14 protein-coding genes and 2 pseudogenes are annotated in these 15,595 nt (G+C 66.8%); 7 read left to right on the top strand and 9 right to left on the bottom strand.

Annotated features, from left to right (window positions below):
- Together QOC69_RS23945 and QOC69_RS23940 are read left to right on the top strand one after the other, a co-directional pair.
- Positions 1 to 333: pseudogene (locus tag QOC69_RS23945) on the top strand (IS110 family transposase); the annotation flags it as partial.
- A gap of 99 nt (positions 334 to 432) precedes the next feature.
- A pseudogene (locus tag QOC69_RS23940) lies at positions 433 to 597 on the top strand (IS630 family transposase); the annotation flags it as partial.
- On the opposite strand, the gene QOC69_RS23935 reads toward QOC69_RS23940, so the two are convergent.
- The 6 genes from QOC69_RS23935 to QOC69_RS23910 form a co-directional block, all read right to left on the bottom strand.
- Positions 594 to 2,243: an acetolactate synthase large subunit gene (locus QOC69_RS23935; RefSeq protein WP_526444275.1), complete on the bottom strand. Its 1,650-nt coding sequence runs from the start codon at positions 2,241 to 2,243 to the stop codon at positions 594 to 596. The pseudogene QOC69_RS23940 and the gene QOC69_RS23935 overlap by 4 nt on opposite strands.
- An 83-nt stretch (positions 2,244 to 2,326) precedes the next feature.
- Positions 2,327 to 2,737: a lipocalin-like domain-containing protein gene (locus QOC69_RS23930; protein ID WP_526444273.1), complete on the bottom strand. Its 411-nt coding sequence runs from the start codon at positions 2,735 to 2,737 to the stop codon at positions 2,327 to 2,329.
- Positions 2,734 to 4,230 (bottom strand): acyl-CoA carboxylase subunit beta, encoded by a 1,497-nt coding sequence (locus tag QOC69_RS23925; protein WP_526444271.1) that lies wholly within the window; start codon positions 4,228 to 4,230, stop codon positions 2,734 to 2,736. Before QOC69_RS23925 ends, QOC69_RS23930 begins: the two co-directional genes overlap by 4 nt.
- A 13-nt stretch (positions 4,231 to 4,243) precedes the next feature.
- Positions 4,244 to 4,381: a CstA-like transporter-associated (seleno)protein gene (locus tag QOC69_RS23920; RefSeq protein WP_526444269.1), complete on the bottom strand. Its 138-nt coding sequence runs from the start codon at positions 4,379 to 4,381 to the stop codon at positions 4,244 to 4,246.
- Complete coding sequence (locus QOC69_RS23915; protein ID WP_526444267.1) at positions 4,381 to 6,675, bottom strand: carbon starvation CstA family protein; 2,295 nt, start codon at positions 6,673 to 6,675, stop codon at positions 4,381 to 4,383. The genes QOC69_RS23920 and QOC69_RS23915 overlap by 1 nt, the downstream gene beginning before the upstream one ends.
- A gap of 85 nt (positions 6,676 to 6,760) precedes the next feature.
- A complete protein-coding gene (locus QOC69_RS23910) occupies positions 6,761 to 8,302 on the bottom strand; it encodes an ATP-dependent DNA ligase (protein ID WP_526444265.1) in 1,542 nt (513 codons plus the stop codon).
- Between the two features lie 141 nt (positions 8,303 to 8,443).
- Between QOC69_RS23910 and QOC69_RS23905 the strand changes: the two genes are divergently transcribed.
- Together QOC69_RS23905 and QOC69_RS23900 are read left to right on the top strand one after the other, a co-directional pair.
- The gene (locus tag QOC69_RS23905) at positions 8,444 to 8,734 is read left to right on the top strand and encodes a hypothetical protein (RefSeq protein ID WP_526444263.1); all 291 of its coding nucleotides are present in this window, start codon (positions 8,444 to 8,446) and stop codon (positions 8,732 to 8,734) included.
- An 89-nt stretch (positions 8,735 to 8,823) separates the two neighbouring features.
- Entirely contained in the window at positions 8,824 to 9,183 is a 360-nt protein-coding gene (locus QOC69_RS23900; RefSeq protein WP_526444261.1) for a hemophore-related protein, read from the top strand.
- A gap of 6 nt (positions 9,184 to 9,189) precedes the next feature.
- Here the strand turns inward: QOC69_RS23900 and QOC69_RS23895 are convergent, their stop codons facing one another.
- Both QOC69_RS23895 and QOC69_RS23890 read right to left on the bottom strand, forming a co-directional pair.
- On the bottom strand, positions 9,190 to 9,561 hold the full coding sequence (locus QOC69_RS23895; RefSeq protein WP_526444259.1) for a glutamyl-tRNA amidotransferase: 372 nt from the start codon (positions 9,559 to 9,561) through the stop codon (positions 9,190 to 9,192).
- Between the two features lie 34 nt (positions 9,562 to 9,595).
- Entirely contained in the window at positions 9,596 to 11,173 is a 1,578-nt protein-coding gene (locus QOC69_RS23890; protein ID WP_526444257.1) for a molybdopterin-dependent oxidoreductase, read from the bottom strand.
- Between the two features lie 97 nt (positions 11,174 to 11,270).
- On the opposite strand from QOC69_RS23890, the gene QOC69_RS23885 reads away from it, so the two are divergent.
- From QOC69_RS23885 to QOC69_RS23875, 3 genes are all read left to right on the top strand, one after another.
- On the top strand, positions 11,271 to 12,038 hold the full coding sequence (locus QOC69_RS23885) for an SDR family NAD(P)-dependent oxidoreductase (RefSeq protein ID WP_526444255.1): 768 nt from the start codon (positions 11,271 to 11,273) through the stop codon (positions 12,036 to 12,038).
- 71 nt (positions 12,039 to 12,109) lie between these two features.
- On the top strand, positions 12,110 to 13,846 hold the full coding sequence (poxB, locus tag QOC69_RS23880) for a ubiquinone-dependent pyruvate dehydrogenase (RefSeq protein WP_526444253.1): 1,737 nt from the start codon (positions 12,110 to 12,112) through the stop codon (positions 13,844 to 13,846).
- A 127-nt stretch (positions 13,847 to 13,973) separates the two neighbouring features.
- On the top strand, positions 13,974 to 15,263 hold the full coding sequence (locus tag QOC69_RS23875) for a neutral zinc metallopeptidase (protein WP_526444251.1): 1,290 nt from the start codon (positions 13,974 to 13,976) through the stop codon (positions 15,261 to 15,263).
- Between the two features lie 6 nt (positions 15,264 to 15,269).
- Here the strand turns inward: QOC69_RS23875 and QOC69_RS23870 are convergent, their stop codons facing one another.
- Positions 15,270 to 15,413, bottom strand: a complete 144-nt coding sequence (locus QOC69_RS23870) for a DUF1731 domain-containing protein (protein ID WP_526444277.1) — start codon at positions 15,411 to 15,413, stop codon at positions 15,270 to 15,272.
- Positions 15,414 to 15,595 lie beyond the last annotated feature (182 nt).

Below are 15,595 nucleotides of genomic sequence, written 5' to 3'. Positions count from 1 at the left end.
GCCCTGTTCCGCATCGCCTTGGTGCGAATGTCCCACCACCAGCCGACCAAGGACTACGCGCAGCGTCAACTGCTCAAGGGTCACACCAAGATGGAGATCCTGCGCAAGCTCAAACGGGCCATCGCCCGGGAAGTCTTCAAACTCCTGACCCGACAGATCGCCATACCCGAGTACACCGACCTGCGCCCGGCACGGCAAGCCAAGAACATCACCGTCACCGCCGCTGCCAACCACTTTGGGGTCTGGCCCACCGTGATCTCACGAATCGAACGCGGACTACAACGCGACGACACCTTCGCAGACACATATAGAAACTGGCTCGAAGCCGCTTGACACAAATAGGAGCATCAAGAACCGGCGGTCTGCTCCTAGTGTCCTGAGTGATTAACTACAATCTAGTTGTTGACCTGGGTTGGACCGATTCCTCACGCACGCTGCGGGACCCACGCCTCGGTCCGTCACCTCAACGCCGACATCTGAGCCTTGATCGACACCTGGAACGACAACCCGCGCCCCTACGTCTGGACCAAGACCGCCGACCATATCCTGGCGAGCATCAGAAACTACTGCGCTCGAATCAATGACTCACGGCACTAGAGCGTGTCGTCGAGCTGCCCGAGCCGTTCGGTCAGGCGCAGGTTCTCCGCGTAGTCGACGGGGCACGCGATGATCGAGACGCCGTCGTCGGCGAGGGCCGCGCGCAGGGTGGGCAGGAGTTCGTCGGCGGCAGAGATCCGGTAGCCCTTGGCGCCGAAGCTCTCGGCGTACTTCACCACGTCGGGATTGGTGAACCCGACGTAGTAGTGATCACCGAGTTCGAGGTCCATCTTCCATTCGATCAGGCCGTACCCGCCGTCCTCCCAGATCAGCACCACCAGGGGAATCCGCTCGCGGACCGCGGTCTCGATCTCCTGGCTGTTCATCAGGAAGGCACCGTCGCCCATCACCGCGAGCACCTTCGACTCGGGTTGCGCCAGCTGCACTCCCAACGCACCTGGCAGGGCGAAGGCCATGGTGGACAAGCCGTTCGAGATCAGGCAGGTATTGCGTTCGTATGTCGGGTACAGGCGGGCCATCCACATCTTCGCCGCACCCGTGTCGACAAGCACCACGTCGCTGCGGTCCAGTGCCGCCCTGGTGTCGGCGACGATCCGTTGCGGCGCAAGTGGGAAGCTCGAGTCCTGTTGTCCACGCGCGAATTCCTCGGCGAGCAGGCCCGCGCCAGGAGCGGCGACTTCGATGTCGAACCCGTGCCCGGCCATCGATTCGCGCACGGCATTGAGGGATTCGCTGATGTCGCCGATGATGCCGACGTCGACCGGGTAGTGCATGTCGACCTCGGCTGGGAAGCGATGGATGTGGATGATCCGCTTGTCGGAGTTGGGATTGATACGGACGGGATCGAACTCCTGGAGTTCGTAGCCGACCGCGATGATCAGGTCAGCATCGTCGAAACCGAAGTTGACGTAGTCGTGGCGCATGAAGCCGATCGTTCCCATGCTGTTGGGATGGTCGTCGGGCATGACCCCCTTGCCGTGGAACGTGTTGGCGACCCGCACTCCGAGCTCCTCGGACAGCCGCACCAGCGCCGCGGTCGCGTCGGCGCGGGCCGCCCCGTGGCCGGCCAAGATGACCGGCCGTTTCGCCGAACGCAGCAGGTCGACGGCACGGATCACCTGGCGGGGTGACGGCGCCTCGGGCTGAACCACGTTGCGGGGCAGGGGTTTGAGGTCATAGTCGGCCTCGTCGGCATCGATGTGTTCTGGCACGGCCAGATAGACCGCCGCCGGGCGTTCAGTCTCCGCGAGCTTGAACGCCTTGCGGAACATCTCGGGGATCGCCGCCGTCGTGGGGACGCCGTCGGACCAGCGGGTGATCGGGGCGAACATCGACACTAGATCGACGTACTGGTGGGACTCCTTGTACTCGCGGTCCTGCCCGACCTGGGCCGAGATCGCCACGAGTGGGGTGCTGTTGGTGGTCGCGTCGGCGACACCGAGCTGCATGTTGATGGCACCGGGCCCGAGCGTCGCCGACACCACGGCCGGACGCCCGGTCACCCGGCCGTACATCTCGGCCATGAACGCCGCGGCCTGCTCGTGGCGGGTCAGCACGTACCTGATCTGCGCCGATCCCGCCAGCGCCTGGACGAAGTGTATGTTCTCCTCGCCGGGTATGCCGAAGACCAGGGAAACGCCTTCTGCCTCAAGACAGTTGACCATCAGTTGTGCAGCCGTGCTCATCGTCGTCCTCCGGCTCAGGCGTCCGGATGCTCCGGCATGTCGCCATCGTGGAACACCAGGCTATCGAACCGCCGGGTGACGGCCTACGGCGCCGGCAACGCCTCGGCGCTACCCGCGCGCCGCCACACGAGGGTGCTGTGCCTGGTCACGCCCGCGTCGTCGGTTATCGTCGCTGACAGCGTCAGGAGGTCTCCGTCCACTCTCGCCTGCCGGAACTGGGGACGGACCAACAGTTCCGGCACCATCGACATGGTGACGTCGTGGTGCAGGGTCGACGTCGCTTCGTTCACCTCGAAGCGGCCGCCGTAAGCGATGTAGCGGCCCATGTCCGCGTCGGCCAGCTGGGCCGACACGTGGCCGTCGTCGGTGTAGAGGATCAGCCCGCGGGGTGCGGTGCCAAGCGGATGGCGGACACGGCCGGTGGCTGCGTTGCGGGCCGTGAACGACACCAACTGCCAGGCGCCAAGGATGCGGTCGCGCAGCGTCTGGTTCACGGCAGGATCACCGTGCGGCTGATGGGCTCCGCGGCGACCTGTCTGCTACACAGGCCGCGCTGCAGGCCGGCGAGCAGCGCGTCGCGGGTCTCGCGCGGATCGATCAGCTCGTCGAACCCGAGGCGCTCAGCCGATCGGTACGACGCCTCGAGCTCGGCGTCGCGCAGATTGGCGCTGAGATCCTCTGCGGCATTCGATGCACGGCTCAACGCCGCTGCGCTCATGGCGCCCATCGTCGCGCCTGGGTAGGCGAACGTCGCCACCTGATCGTCGAAGCCGAGCATCGACATCACCATCGATCCGAAGCCGTAGGCCTTGCGCAGGGTGAGGTGCAGTTTCAACGTGGTGGCGGCAGTCTGGGCGGCGAACATCCTTGCACCAGCGCGCGATACACCGCTGCGCTCTGAGCGGCTGCCCGGCAGCATGCCCGGGTTGTCGGCCAGGAACACGATCGGCAGGTGAAAGGAGTCGGCGACCATGATGAAGTGTGCGGCCTTGTCGGCGGCGTCGGCGTCGATCGAGCCGGCCAGCACGTTCGGTTGGTTGGCCACCACCGCGACGGGATGGCCGCCGAGGTGGGCCAGCGCGCATATGATCGCCCGGCCGAACCGGGGTTGCACCTCGAACCAGTCGGGCCGGTCGAAGATCACGTCGAGCACGGCCCGCATGTCGTAGATCCGCCGGCTGTCGCGGGAGACGATGTCGAGCAACTCAGGGGTGGGCCGCGGCGCAGCGGCCTCGTCGGCGGGCACTGGCGGCGGGTAGGACCATGCACTCGGCGGGAAGTAGGAGAGGTATCGGCGGATGTCGTCGATCACGGACTCGTCGTTTTCGGCGACGTTGTGGATCACCCCGCTGGCGAGGGCGACGGCGGGGCCGCCGAGGTCCTCCTTCGAGATGTCCTCACCCGTCGACTCCTTCACCACGGGCGGGCCTGCGGTGAAGATCGCGCCGTGGGCGCTCATGATCCTGAAGTCGGACACGGGGGCGACCAGCGCGCCGTGGCCCGCCGACGGGCCGAGGACGGCAGCGACCGTCGGCACGCGCCCCGAGCACTTGGCCTGAGCGATCAGGTCGGTGGGGGAGCGTCCGTAGTGTTCGCCGGTGGGCCGGAAGCCTGCGCCCTCCAGCAGCATCACCAACGGAATTCGGTCGCGCACAGCCAGTTCGGCGATGCGGTAGCGCTTGGCGTTGCCGCCGGGCCCGATCGTGCCCGCCAGTGTGGTGAAGTCCTCGGCGCCCACCATGACGGGTGTTCCATTGAGCAGTCCGGAGCCGACGACGATGCCGTCGGCGGCGACCTCACCGCCGACCAGAGTGCCGATCTCGTGGAACGATCCCTTGTCCAACAGCCGATCGATCCGCGCCCGCACATCGAGCTTGCCCATGTCGCGATGCTTGGCCACTCGCTCTGCGCCGCCCATCGCCCAGGCGTGTCGACGCCGTCGCTCAAGATCGTCGAGCGTGCCTTCCCAATCCGGGGCGTCCGTCATGCGATCGAGTAGCTCAGCAGCACCGGCTCTGCGGGTTCTCCTCGGTGGCGGCGTGCCGCATCCGCCAATAGTCCCGCTCTGAGCAGACTGCCTCGCCGGGGTGAGTGCGGTTGCGGAGGTCGACATAGCGGCGGTAGTGGTTGTCGCCCATCAATGTGCTCCAGTACCAACTGATTTGGCGTGCGACTTCGGTAACTCGTCCCATTGCCTCTGCACCTCCTTCTCGGCGGCGGTCGGGATCATGCCCGAGGGTGCGAAGATCCGGGACGGCACTGGCTCGTCCTCGGTCAGCGGCTGCCCGCCGCCGCGTATCGCCTTGAGCGCCACCATCACCCCGGCCGCGAACACGATGACGACGAGGCTCGCGAACACGATCGACAGCGTGCCCTGAATGAAGGTGTTGCGCACGATCTTGTCGACGTCGCCCGGGGTCTTAGCGGTCAAGCAGAGTTTTGCGGCCTCCTGTGCGGCTTCGCAGATGCTGTGTTGTTTCCAGTAGCCGAGCTTCGGATCGCCCGAGAAGATCTTCTGCCATGAGGCCGTCATCGTCACCGTCAGGTCCCACAACAGCGGAACACCCGGTATCCACACCCATTTCAGCAATCCGCGTTTGATCACCACGACCGTGACCACCGTGAGCGCGATGGCAGCGAGCAGCTGGTTGGCGATCCCGAACAAGGGGAACAACGTGTTGATTCCTCCGAGCGGATCGGTGACCCCCATCAGCAGGATGCCACCCCAGCAGGCGACCACGATCAGACTGCAGATCCAGGCGCCGATCCGCCAACTCGGGTCCTTGAACTTGCGCAGCGGACCACCGAGGTTGCTCAGCCCGTCCGACAGCATGAACCGCGCCACCCGAGTGCCTGCGTCGACTGTGGTGAGAATGAACAGCGCCTCGAACATGATCGCGAAGTGATACCAGAACGCTTTCAAGCTTTCGCCGCCGAATACCTGGTGCAGTACTTCGGACATGCCGAACGCCAATGTCGGCGCGCCGCCGGTCTTCGACACGATCGACTTCTCGCTCACGCCCTGGGCAGCGGCGTCGATCTCGGCACCGGTGATAGGCGAGCCGGACAAGCCGAGATTGTTGACGTACGTCGCGGCGGTCTCCGCCGTGCCTCCCGTCACTCCCGCTGGCGCGTTGATGGCGAAGTACAGGTGCTGATTCAGGATCGCCGCGGTGATCAGCGCCATGATGGCGACGAACGACTCGGTCAGCATGCCGCCGTAGCCAATCAGCCGCATCTGGCTTTCCTTCTCGAGCAACTTGGGAGTGGTGCCCGAGGAGATCAACGCGTGGAAGCCGGACAGTGCCCCGCAGGCGATGGTGATGAACAGGAACGGGAACAGCGAACCGGCGAACACGGGACCCGTGCCACTGCTGGCGAACGACGAGACTGCGGGTGCCTCCATGATCGGGCGGGCCACCAGGATGCCGATCGCCAACAGCGCGATCGTGCCGACCTTCATGAAGGTCGACAGGTAGTCGCGGGGTGCGAGTAGCAACCACACCGGCAGCACCGACGCGGCGAAGCCGTAGACGATGATGCACCACGACAAGGTGACCTTCGACAAGGTGAACCAGTCTGCGCCCCATGCCGTTTCGGCGACCCACCCGCCGGAGACCACCGCCAGCAGCAGTAGTACGACGCCGATCAGGGACACCTCCGACACTTGACCGGGTCGTAGGAACCGGAGATACAGCCCCATGAAGATGGCGATCGGGATGGTCATCGCGATCGAGAAGACACCCCACGGACTCTCGGCGAGGGCGCCGACGACGACCAGGGCCAGCACCGCGAGCAGGATCACCATGATAACGAGCACGCCGACGATGGCGGCCGCGCCACCGATCGTCCCGAGCTCATCGCGGGCCATCTGCCCGAGCGACCGTCCACGCCGTCGGGTCGAGATCGACAACACCAGATAGTCCTGAACGCATCCTGCGAACACGGCGCCGATGATGATCCAGATGGTGCCGGGCAGGTAGCCCATCTGCATGGCCAGCACCGGACCGACCAGCGGACCCGCGCCGGCTATGGCCGCGAAATGGTGCCCGAACAACACCCGGCGGTCGGTGGGCATGTAGTCGGTGGCGTTCTCGAAAAGTTCCGCGGGCGTCGCGTTGTCGTCGCGCGGCTTGACGATCTTCATCTCGATCAGCCGTGCGTAGAACCGGTACCCGATCACGTAGGTGCAGATCGCCGCGATGACGAACCAGACCGCGTTGATCGTCTCACCACGGAAGAACGCGATCATCGCCCAGGCGATCGCACCCAGCAGGGCGATGACGCCGAACACGATCTTGTGCTTGGTGGTGATCGGTGACCGGTCGATGATCGCCACCGGTGGCAGGTCGGGGTCCGTCCGGACGTAGGTGATGTCGCCGTCGGTCTCCTCTGAGCGCTCTGCAGCGGTAGGACCAGAAGATGAAGCCATGGTCCGATCCTGTCATCGCGTGCCGCGACGGTTGGCGAAACGGAGGCTTTAATTCAGTGCTCGATGCTCTTCGCGCGAGCGCTCATCACCGCTCGTACAGGGCGCGCACCGTCTCCACGGTGTCTGCGTCGGCGGGCCCCTTGTCGTCGCGATAGCGCAGGACGCGGGCGAAGCGCAGCGCCATTCCGCCGGGGTAGCGGGTGGATGTCTGCACGCCGTCCAGGGCGATCTCGACCACCTGCTCGGGCCGCAACGACACCACGTAGCCGTCGGTGGGCCCGGTCGCGAGTTCGAGGAAGCGGCTGGTCTGCCAATCGAGCATGGCGTCGGTCATGCCCTTGAACGTCTTGCCCAGCATCACGAATCCACCCGTCTTCGGGTCCCGCGCGCCGAGGTGGATGTTGGACAGCTTGCCGCTGCGCCTGCCCGAGCCCCACTCCACTGCGAGGACGACGAGGTCGAGGGTGTGCACCGGCTTGACCTTGAGCCACCCCGCGCCGCGGCGACCCGCTTCGTACGGCGCCGCAGGCGATTTCGCCATCACCCCTTCGTGCCCAGCAGCCAGCGTCGCGGCCAGGAATGCCTCCGCGGCCTCGCCGTCGGCGGTGGTCAGCCGGTCGACGCGGTGTGCGCCGGGCACGATCGCGTCGAGGGCGGCGAGGCGTTGCGTCGTCGGCAGGTCCAGCAGATCGGTGCCGTCGAGGTGGAGCAGGTCGAAGAAGAACACCGACAGTGGTTGCGCGGCGCGCGCGGCCAGGACGTCGGCGCTACGGCCGAAGCGCGACGCCGTCACCTGGAACCGGTGCGGCCGCCCGTCGGGTTGCAGCGCGATGGCCTCGGCGTCGGCGATGAACTCGTCTGCAGGCACGGCCAGCGCGGCCTCGACGACCTCCGGGAGTCGCGCCGTGATGTCGTCGAGGCTGCGGGTGTAGACGGACACCGTGTCGCCTGCGCGGTGGATCTGCACGCGCGCGCCGTCCAGCTTGGCCTCGAAGATCGCCGTCCCGCCGAGGCGGGCGAGCGCGTCGGCCACGCCCGTCGCCGGTTGGGCCAGCATCGGGCCGACCGGACGGCCGACCACCAGCGTGAACTCGGTGAGTGCCGCCGGGCCGCCGCTCAACGCCGCCGCGGCGACGGTCGAGAGGTCGCCGCCCAGCATCGCCGCCCGACGCACGTCGGCGGCCGGGAGCTCCGCGGCCTTGGCGACCGCGTCGGCCATCACCCCGATGAGCGCACCCTGGCGCAGTTCGCCGCCGAGCAGGCGGCGCAGGAATGTCTGCTCGATGTCGGTTGCCGCGCCGAAGACCGCGTTGACCAGCTCCGACCGGCGGCCCTGGGAGCCCTTGCCCGCGACAGTGCCGATCTCGGTGAACGTCGCGTCGACCCCGCGCACCGTCAGCGACGGTTCTGCCGCCGCGGCGGGCAGCGAGCGCAGGGCAGCCCACCCCACTCCGATTTGGCGTTGCGGCAGCTCACCGGAGAGCCAGGCGACGACGACGGCGACCAGCCGCGGGTCGGCCGCGGCGGCGGTCCGCTTCAGCAGGTCGGCGATGCGGCCGATCTTGGCCGACCGCGCCGATACGGAGCCGACGTCGGCGGACGCGGTGGCGACGTCGATGAGTTGCACTCAACCAGCCTGGCACGGGGGTCAGACACCGCCGCGCGGATCGGAAGCATCGGGAACGACGAGACTTGCGATGTATACCGAGACACGGTGCTACTTTTCGCTATGGGTTCGCCGAGCAACGGCGCCGGGGAGGGAACTGTCATGTCAGCAAGAAAGTCGGGAGTAGCGGCGCTCTTCGCGGCGACGTGTGCCGTGGTTGCGATCGGTGCCGCACCGATGGCAGCGGCCGACGACAACGACCCGTGCGACCCCACGGCGTCGGTTTGCGATTCACCGGGGAACGTCGAAATCAACGACTCCCCACCCGCTTCTGCGGTCGACCAATATCCGTCCGACGACGAGTGGTATTTCAACCCTGCCGGTGGCGGGACGGCGCTGCAACCCAGCGGTGGGTCCCACTCGGGCGGCGGGGGCGGGGGCGGACACCGCTAGCGATCGAATCGGTGATCGCGGCTCCGGTGTCCAACCTCTTTCATCCCAAGGCTTTTCATCAGATATCTCGACTCTTAGGAGAACAATTCATGTTGTTTTCAACCTCAGTCGCGCGACGCGCGGCAGTAGCCGCGACCGGTGCGGGTGCGATCGCCGGCGTCATGTTCTTCGGCGGCGCGCCGTCGGCGCTGGCCGACCCACCGCCACCACCACCGCTGGGCTGTTCGGCGGCTGATTTCGAGCAGGTCAAGGGTGACGTCTCGACTGCGACCTCGGGCTACTTCTTCACCCATCCCGACGCCAATGCGTTCTTCTCCACCCTCAAGGGGCAGCCGCGAGACCAGATCAGTCAGCAGGTCAAGGACTACTACGCCGCCAATCCGCAGGTGCAGTCCGAGATGGCCGGGATCCGCCAGCCGATGCGTGACTTCAAGGCTCGCTGCCAGTAAGCACGGTCATCCACCACTGAGCAGGTCCACGAGCACCGCTGCCTCCGCGCGTACGGCGGTCGCCCGCTCGGAGTGCCCGCCGGCGTCCATCTGCTCGGCGGCCAGCAGTCGGTCGTCGATTTCTGCACGCAGGAGCGTCCTGATCGCGGCACCGGGCAAAACATGCCTGGGCACCTCGGCCGCGCCCAGACCGGCCACGCTGCCCGCGATGGTGCCGGCGGCAGGGACGTCGAGGTCTTCGACGTCGGGCGTCTCGGCGTTGTCGATGGCGCTCAGCGCGGACCGCAGCGCCGATACCCGTATGGCGTCGCGGTCCTTGCGGGCGGTCATCAGTCGTGCGCGCAGCGTCTGACGCCAGTGCACGGCGGGCTCGGTCATGCCTTCACGGTAGCCACAGGCGACCCGAACGTACCTACGCCACCGCGAAGGACACCGTGTGCCAGCCGGTGGCGCCGTCGGGGATGACATCGGCTTGTTGCGACGTCTGCACTGCACCGGACTTGTCCGTCGCGCGCACGGCAATCTCGTGCGATCCGGTGTCGTCGGCCTGCCAGTCGAAGCTCCACAGCCGCCAGGTGTCGTCGGAGTAGCTGGCGCCAAGCTGCGCGGGTTGCCATGGGCCGTCGTCGATTCGGACCTCGACGGCCTTCACGCCACGTGGCTGTGCCCACGCCACGCCGCCGAACCGCACCTGCCCGCGCGGGACGTCCGCGCCGCTGCGCGGCACGTCGATGCGTGACTCCGTCTTGATCGGACCGCGGGCCGACCAACCGAGCTGCGTCCAGTAGGCCTTGGCTCGATCGAAGCGGGTCACCTCGAGGTCGACGATCCACTTGGTCGCCGAGACGTAGCCGTAGAGGCCGGGCACCACCAGCCGCGCCGGGTAGCCGTGCTCGACCGGCAGCGGCTGGCCGTTCATCGTGATCGCCAGCAGTGAGTCGCGGTCGTCGGTGAGCGCCTCGACGGGTGTTCCCGCAGTGAATCCGTCGGTGGACGTGGACATCACCATGTCGGCATCGGGGTGAATGCCCGCCGCCGCCAGCAGGTCCCGCACGCGATACCCGGTCCACACCGCATTCGAGATCAGGTCGCCGCCAATCGGATTGGAGACGCAGGTGAGCGTCACCATCTTCTCGACGAGGTCGAACTTCGCCAGATCGTCGAAGCGGTAGGTGATCTCCCTGTCGACCATGCCGTGGATCTTCAGCTGCCAGTCGCTGCGACTGAGCTGTGGGACGCTCAAGGCGGTGTCGATCCGGTAGAAGTCCTCATTGCTGGTGACGAAACTGGGCAGCGCCACCCCCTCGGGCTGGACGGTCGAAGGTACAGGGGGGATGGGCTTCTTTACCGCAGGCGGCGTGAAGGCCGTCCGGTCGCCCGATACCGAATGGAGTTGACGCGACAGCACCGTACCCAACACGCCGGACAGCACGCCGACGCCGAGGAAGCTCATCGCCGCCAACGACAGCCGACGACCGGGATCGGCTGGCTGATCGGGCTTCTCGTCGGATCGGGGTGGCGCGACCTCGCCGTCGGTGAACCGCCCCGACGTCAGGAACCGCAACGTGATGATGCCGCACACCGCCCCGATCAGGGTGGGGACGACGTCGATCAACGATGCGTCGGCCCGGGTCAGCACGGCGGCCGAGCCCGCCACCGCGGCCAGTGCGATCACGACGCTGCCAACGGGTATGCGCGATCGCTCCCACTGCGCGGCCACCGCTGCGACCGTGCCGATCACGATGAGCACCATCGCCGAGAGGAACAGCTTGTCGGCGGTGCCGAACGTCTGGATGGCCCATTCCTTGGCCGGTCCCGGCGTCAGATCGATCACCGTCGAGCCGACGGCCGTGCGGGAGTCGGCACTCGAACCGAACGGCACGGCCACCAGGGCGCTGACACCAAGCGCGACCGCCGCGGCGGCGACTCCGCTCAGCGGAGAGCTGCGCGAATTACCCGTCGCCGCGGGGGTGCGCGCGGTAACCGCCATACCGCCAAGGTACCGATTCGGTGGGCCGAAATAATTACCGAAAACTGACGTCAGCTAGGTTGCCTTACATCTGACCACATTTTGGAAAGGGAGCTAGGTGGAGATCTCGGAGAAGAAGGCGATCGTCGTCGGCGGCGCGTCGGGCTTCGGTCGGGCCACCGCGGAGTCGCTCGTCGCGCGCGGCGCGAGCGTTGCGATCTTGGACCGGGCACAGTCCGACGGCAAGGACGTCGCCTCGGCGATCGGCGCTTCGTTCCACGAGGTGGACGTCACCGACTTCACCGGAACCGAGACGGTGCTGCAGAAGGCCATCGACGAACTCGGTGGGCTGCACATCATCGTGACCACCGCGGGCGGTGGCATCGCCGAACGTACCGTCAAGAAGGACGGGCCGCACAGCTTGGATTCGTTCCGCGCGACCATCGACCTCAACCTCATCGGCAGCTTCAACATCAGCAGGCTGGCGGCGTGGCAGATGAGCAAGCAGGAGCCCGTCGACGACGAGGCCGAAGAGCGCGGCGTCATCATCAACACCGCCTCGATCGCCGCGTTCGAGGGTCAGATCGGGCAGGTCGCCTACACGGCATCGAAGGCCGCGATCGCGGGTATGTGCCTCACCATGGCGCGTGACCTGGGCAGCTTGGGTATCCGGGTGCTGGCCATTGCGCCGAGCCTGTTCGCCACGGGTTTGACCAAGGGCATTCCCGACGAGTTCGCCACGGCGCTGACCAAGGACGCCGCGTTCCCGAAGCGGCTCGGCAAGCCAGAGGAATACGCCAAGCTGGCGCTTGCGATCGTCGACAACCCGATGCTCAACGGGCAGTGCCTCCGCCTGGACGCCGGCCAGCGCTTCGCCCCCAAGTAATACAGTGGCTTGTGCGCGGAAACCGTCGCTAGGCGAACGTTTCCGCGCACAAATCGCAGGGGAGGGGCGTTATGGCAACCATCGCTACCCAGATGATCGCGGCGTTGGCGCGCAGTGGTGTTCGCCGCGTCTACGGATTGCCGGGAGACAGCCTCAACGGGTTCACCGACGCCATCCGGCGTTCGGGTGACGTCGCCTGGGAGCACGTCCGGCACGAGGAGACGGCGGCATTCGCCGCGGCCGCCGACGCCGCGCTGACCGGTGAGCTCGCCGTGTGCGCGGGCAGTTGCGGCCCCGGCAACCTGCACCTGATCAACGGATTGTTCGACGCCAATCGCAGCCGGGTGCCGGTGCTCGCGATCGCGGCACACATCCCGCGCACCGAGATCGGTTCGGAGTACTTCCAGGAGACGCATCCTCAGGACCTGTTCGGTGAGTGCAGCGTCTACTGCGAACTGGTCAGCACCCCGGAGATGGCGCCGCGCATCTTCGAGATGGCGATGCGGGCGGCGGTGGAGGAGAACGGCGTCGCCGTGGTCGTGGTGCCCGGCGAGATATTCCTCGCCCAAGCCGGCGAATCCGGTTGGCTGACACGGCCCATCGAGCCCACCAGGTCCGTGATGCGGCCCGACGACGCGTCGCTGCGTCGCGCCGCGGACCTGCTCAACGCCGGCGGCAACGTCACCATCCTCGGCGGCGCAGGAGCGGCCGGTGCCCACGACGCGCTGGTCCGTCTGGCGGGCACGCTCAAGGCACCGATCGTGCACGCACTGCGGGGCAAGGAATTCATCGAGTACGACAATCCGTTCGACGTCGGGATGACCGGGCTGCTGGGATTCGCGTCCGGGTACAAGGCCATCAAGGAGGCCGACGTCCTGCTGATGCTCGGCACCGACTTCCCCTACCAGCAGTTCTATCCCGACCACGCGCACGTGATTCAGGTCGACGTCCGAGGGCGCAACCTGGGCAGGCGCACCCCGATCGAACTCGGCCTGCGCGGGACGGTTGCCGACACGCTGACCGCGCTGCAGCCGCTACTGGTCCAGAAGGACTCCCGCGCCCACCTCGACCGCTCGCTGCAGCACTACCGCAAGACGCGCAAGTCGATGGACGCGTTGGCGGTCAACGACCGCGACCGCACCCCGATCCGCCCCGAATACCTTGCCGGACTTGCCGACCGGTTGGCCGCCGACGATGCGGTGTTCACCGTCGACGTCGGCTCACCGGTCGTGTGGGCCGCGCGCTACCTGACGATGAACGGCAGACGCAGGCTGGTCGGCTCGTTCAACCACGGCACCATGGCCTGCGCGCTGCCGCACGCGATCGGCGCGCAGACGGCCTTCCCGCATCGCCAGGTGGTCGCCCTGGCCGGTGACGGTGGCCTGACCATGCTGTTCGGCGAGCTCATCACGCTGATCCAGAACCGGTTACCGGTCAAGGTGATCGTCTTCAACAACTCGTCGTTGAACTTCGTCGAGCTGGAGATGAAGGCAGCGGGCATCGTCAACTTCGGCACCAACCTGGTCAACCCGGACTTTGCCACCGTGGCGCAGGCGATGGGCGTATTCGGCAGGCGGGTCGAGCATCCTGGCGAATTGGAGCAGGCGCTGTCCGAGGCGTTCGCCCACGACGGCCCGGCGGTGGTCGACGTCGTCACGGCGCGCCAGGAGCTCTCCATCCCGCCCGCCATCACCGCTGAACAGGCGAAGGGTTTCTCGCTCTACGCGATTCGCACCATCATGGCCGGCCGCGCCGACGAGCTGCTCGATCTGGTCACCACCAACGTGTCGCGTCGTCTCCTGGACTGACGAACTCGTTGCGTGCTTCCCGAGCCAATTTCGAGCGTCCCCGCTAATGTTTGCCCATGATCAAGTGTGTCCTGGCGTCTTTTGCTGCGGTCTTGCTCCTCGCCGGCTGCGGAGGCCCAGGCCGGAGGTGCCCACCTCGCCTTCCGCCAAGAAGCCGGACACCAGCGGCATCAAGATCGAGGGTGACGCATCCGCCCCGGTCAACAAGATAGCCATCGAGGCCATCGCCGATCTGCAGGTGTACTGGACCGAGCAGTTCCCCAAGCTCTACGGCGAGGACTACAAGCCCGTCGAGGGCGGCCTGTACGCCCTGACTCCGGACTCGGAGTCCGGCCCCGAATGCGCGTCGGGATATAGCGACGTCGCAGGCAACGCGTTCTACTGCAAACTCGACGACTCGGTGGCCTGGGATGCCAGCGGGCTACTACCCGACCTGCAGTCGAAATACGGTGACTTCGTCATCCCGGTGGTGCTCGCGCACGAGTGGGGGCACGCCATGCAGCAGCGTTCCGGGTTCTTCGACAAGAACGAGCTGACCGTCAGCTCCGAACTGCAGGCGGACTGCTTCGCAGGCGGGTGGGCCCGGCACGCCCAAGACGACGGCGTGTTCGAGGTGAAGAGCGCCGATCTCGACAGCGCGCTGGCCGGCATCCTCGACCTGCGAGACACCCCAGGAACCAACGCCCAGGACCCGTCGGCTCATGGCAGCGGATTCGACCGGGTCAGCGCCTTTCAAGACGGGTACGACAACGGTGCGGAGAAGTGCAAGGACTACAAGGACGGCGAGCCCTTGGTGGTCGAACTTCCGTTCAACGACGCCGAGGATCAGGCCAACGAGGGCAATGCGCCGTATGACTCCATCGTCAACGGCGTGCCCTACGACCTGGAGGACTACTGGACCCAGGTGTACCCGGAGGTGGCCGAGGGAAGGCAATGGCCGCCGATGAAGGGCCTGGAGGCCTTCGACCCCGCCTCCCCGCCGATGTGCGGCAACCAGTCGGCCGAGGGTTACGTGCTGTTCTATTGCGTGCCAGACGATTACGTCGGCTGGGACAACGTCGAGACTATGCCCGAGGTGTATCGGCAGGGCGGCGACTACGCCGTCGCCACGCTGCTCGCCACCCAGTATGGCCTGGCAGCTCTGAGCAGGCTGGGCGACGAGTCCGACGAGAAGACCTCCACCCTGCGCGGCGACTGCCTGGCGGGCGCATACACCGCCAGCGTCATCCTCTACAACCGCGAGGCCACCAGCACCTACCACATCTCGCCCGGCGACCTGGACGAGGGAATCAAGGCGCTGCTGCTGTTCCGCGGCGCAGGCGACGTGGAACGGCAGGGGGCCGGATTCGACCGGACTCGCGCCTTCCGGGAGGGCGTGATCAACGGCGCGCAACCCTGCCTCGAGTACGAGGCGTAACGGCCCTCAGCCGACCAGATCGGTGAGCGCCGCGTCGAGCGTGGCGAATTGCCAGTCGAAGCCGTTCTCGCGCAACACCTTCGACGTGGCGTGGCGGCCGGTCAAGCCCAGCGCGCGGTCGCTGCGCAGCAGCACCGCGCCGAGCCTCAGTAGCGCAGCGAGAGTCGGCGGCGCCTGCGGCCGGTGCAGGTGGCGGCGCAGCGTGGTCCGGACCCTCCAGCTCGGCGGCCCAGTCGCCGACCGACCGGCCGTCCCAAAACAACTGACGTACAGCGGAACTCGTATCGGGTTGACGAGACAAGACCACGACCTGGTGGCCGCGCGTGCTCAGA

Source organism: Mycobacterium sp., assembly GCF_032162105.1.
Taxonomy (GTDB): domain Bacteria; phylum Actinomycetota; class Actinomycetes; order Mycobacteriales; family Mycobacteriaceae; genus Mycobacterium.
This window is presented reverse-complemented; position numbering and strand designations above follow the sequence as displayed.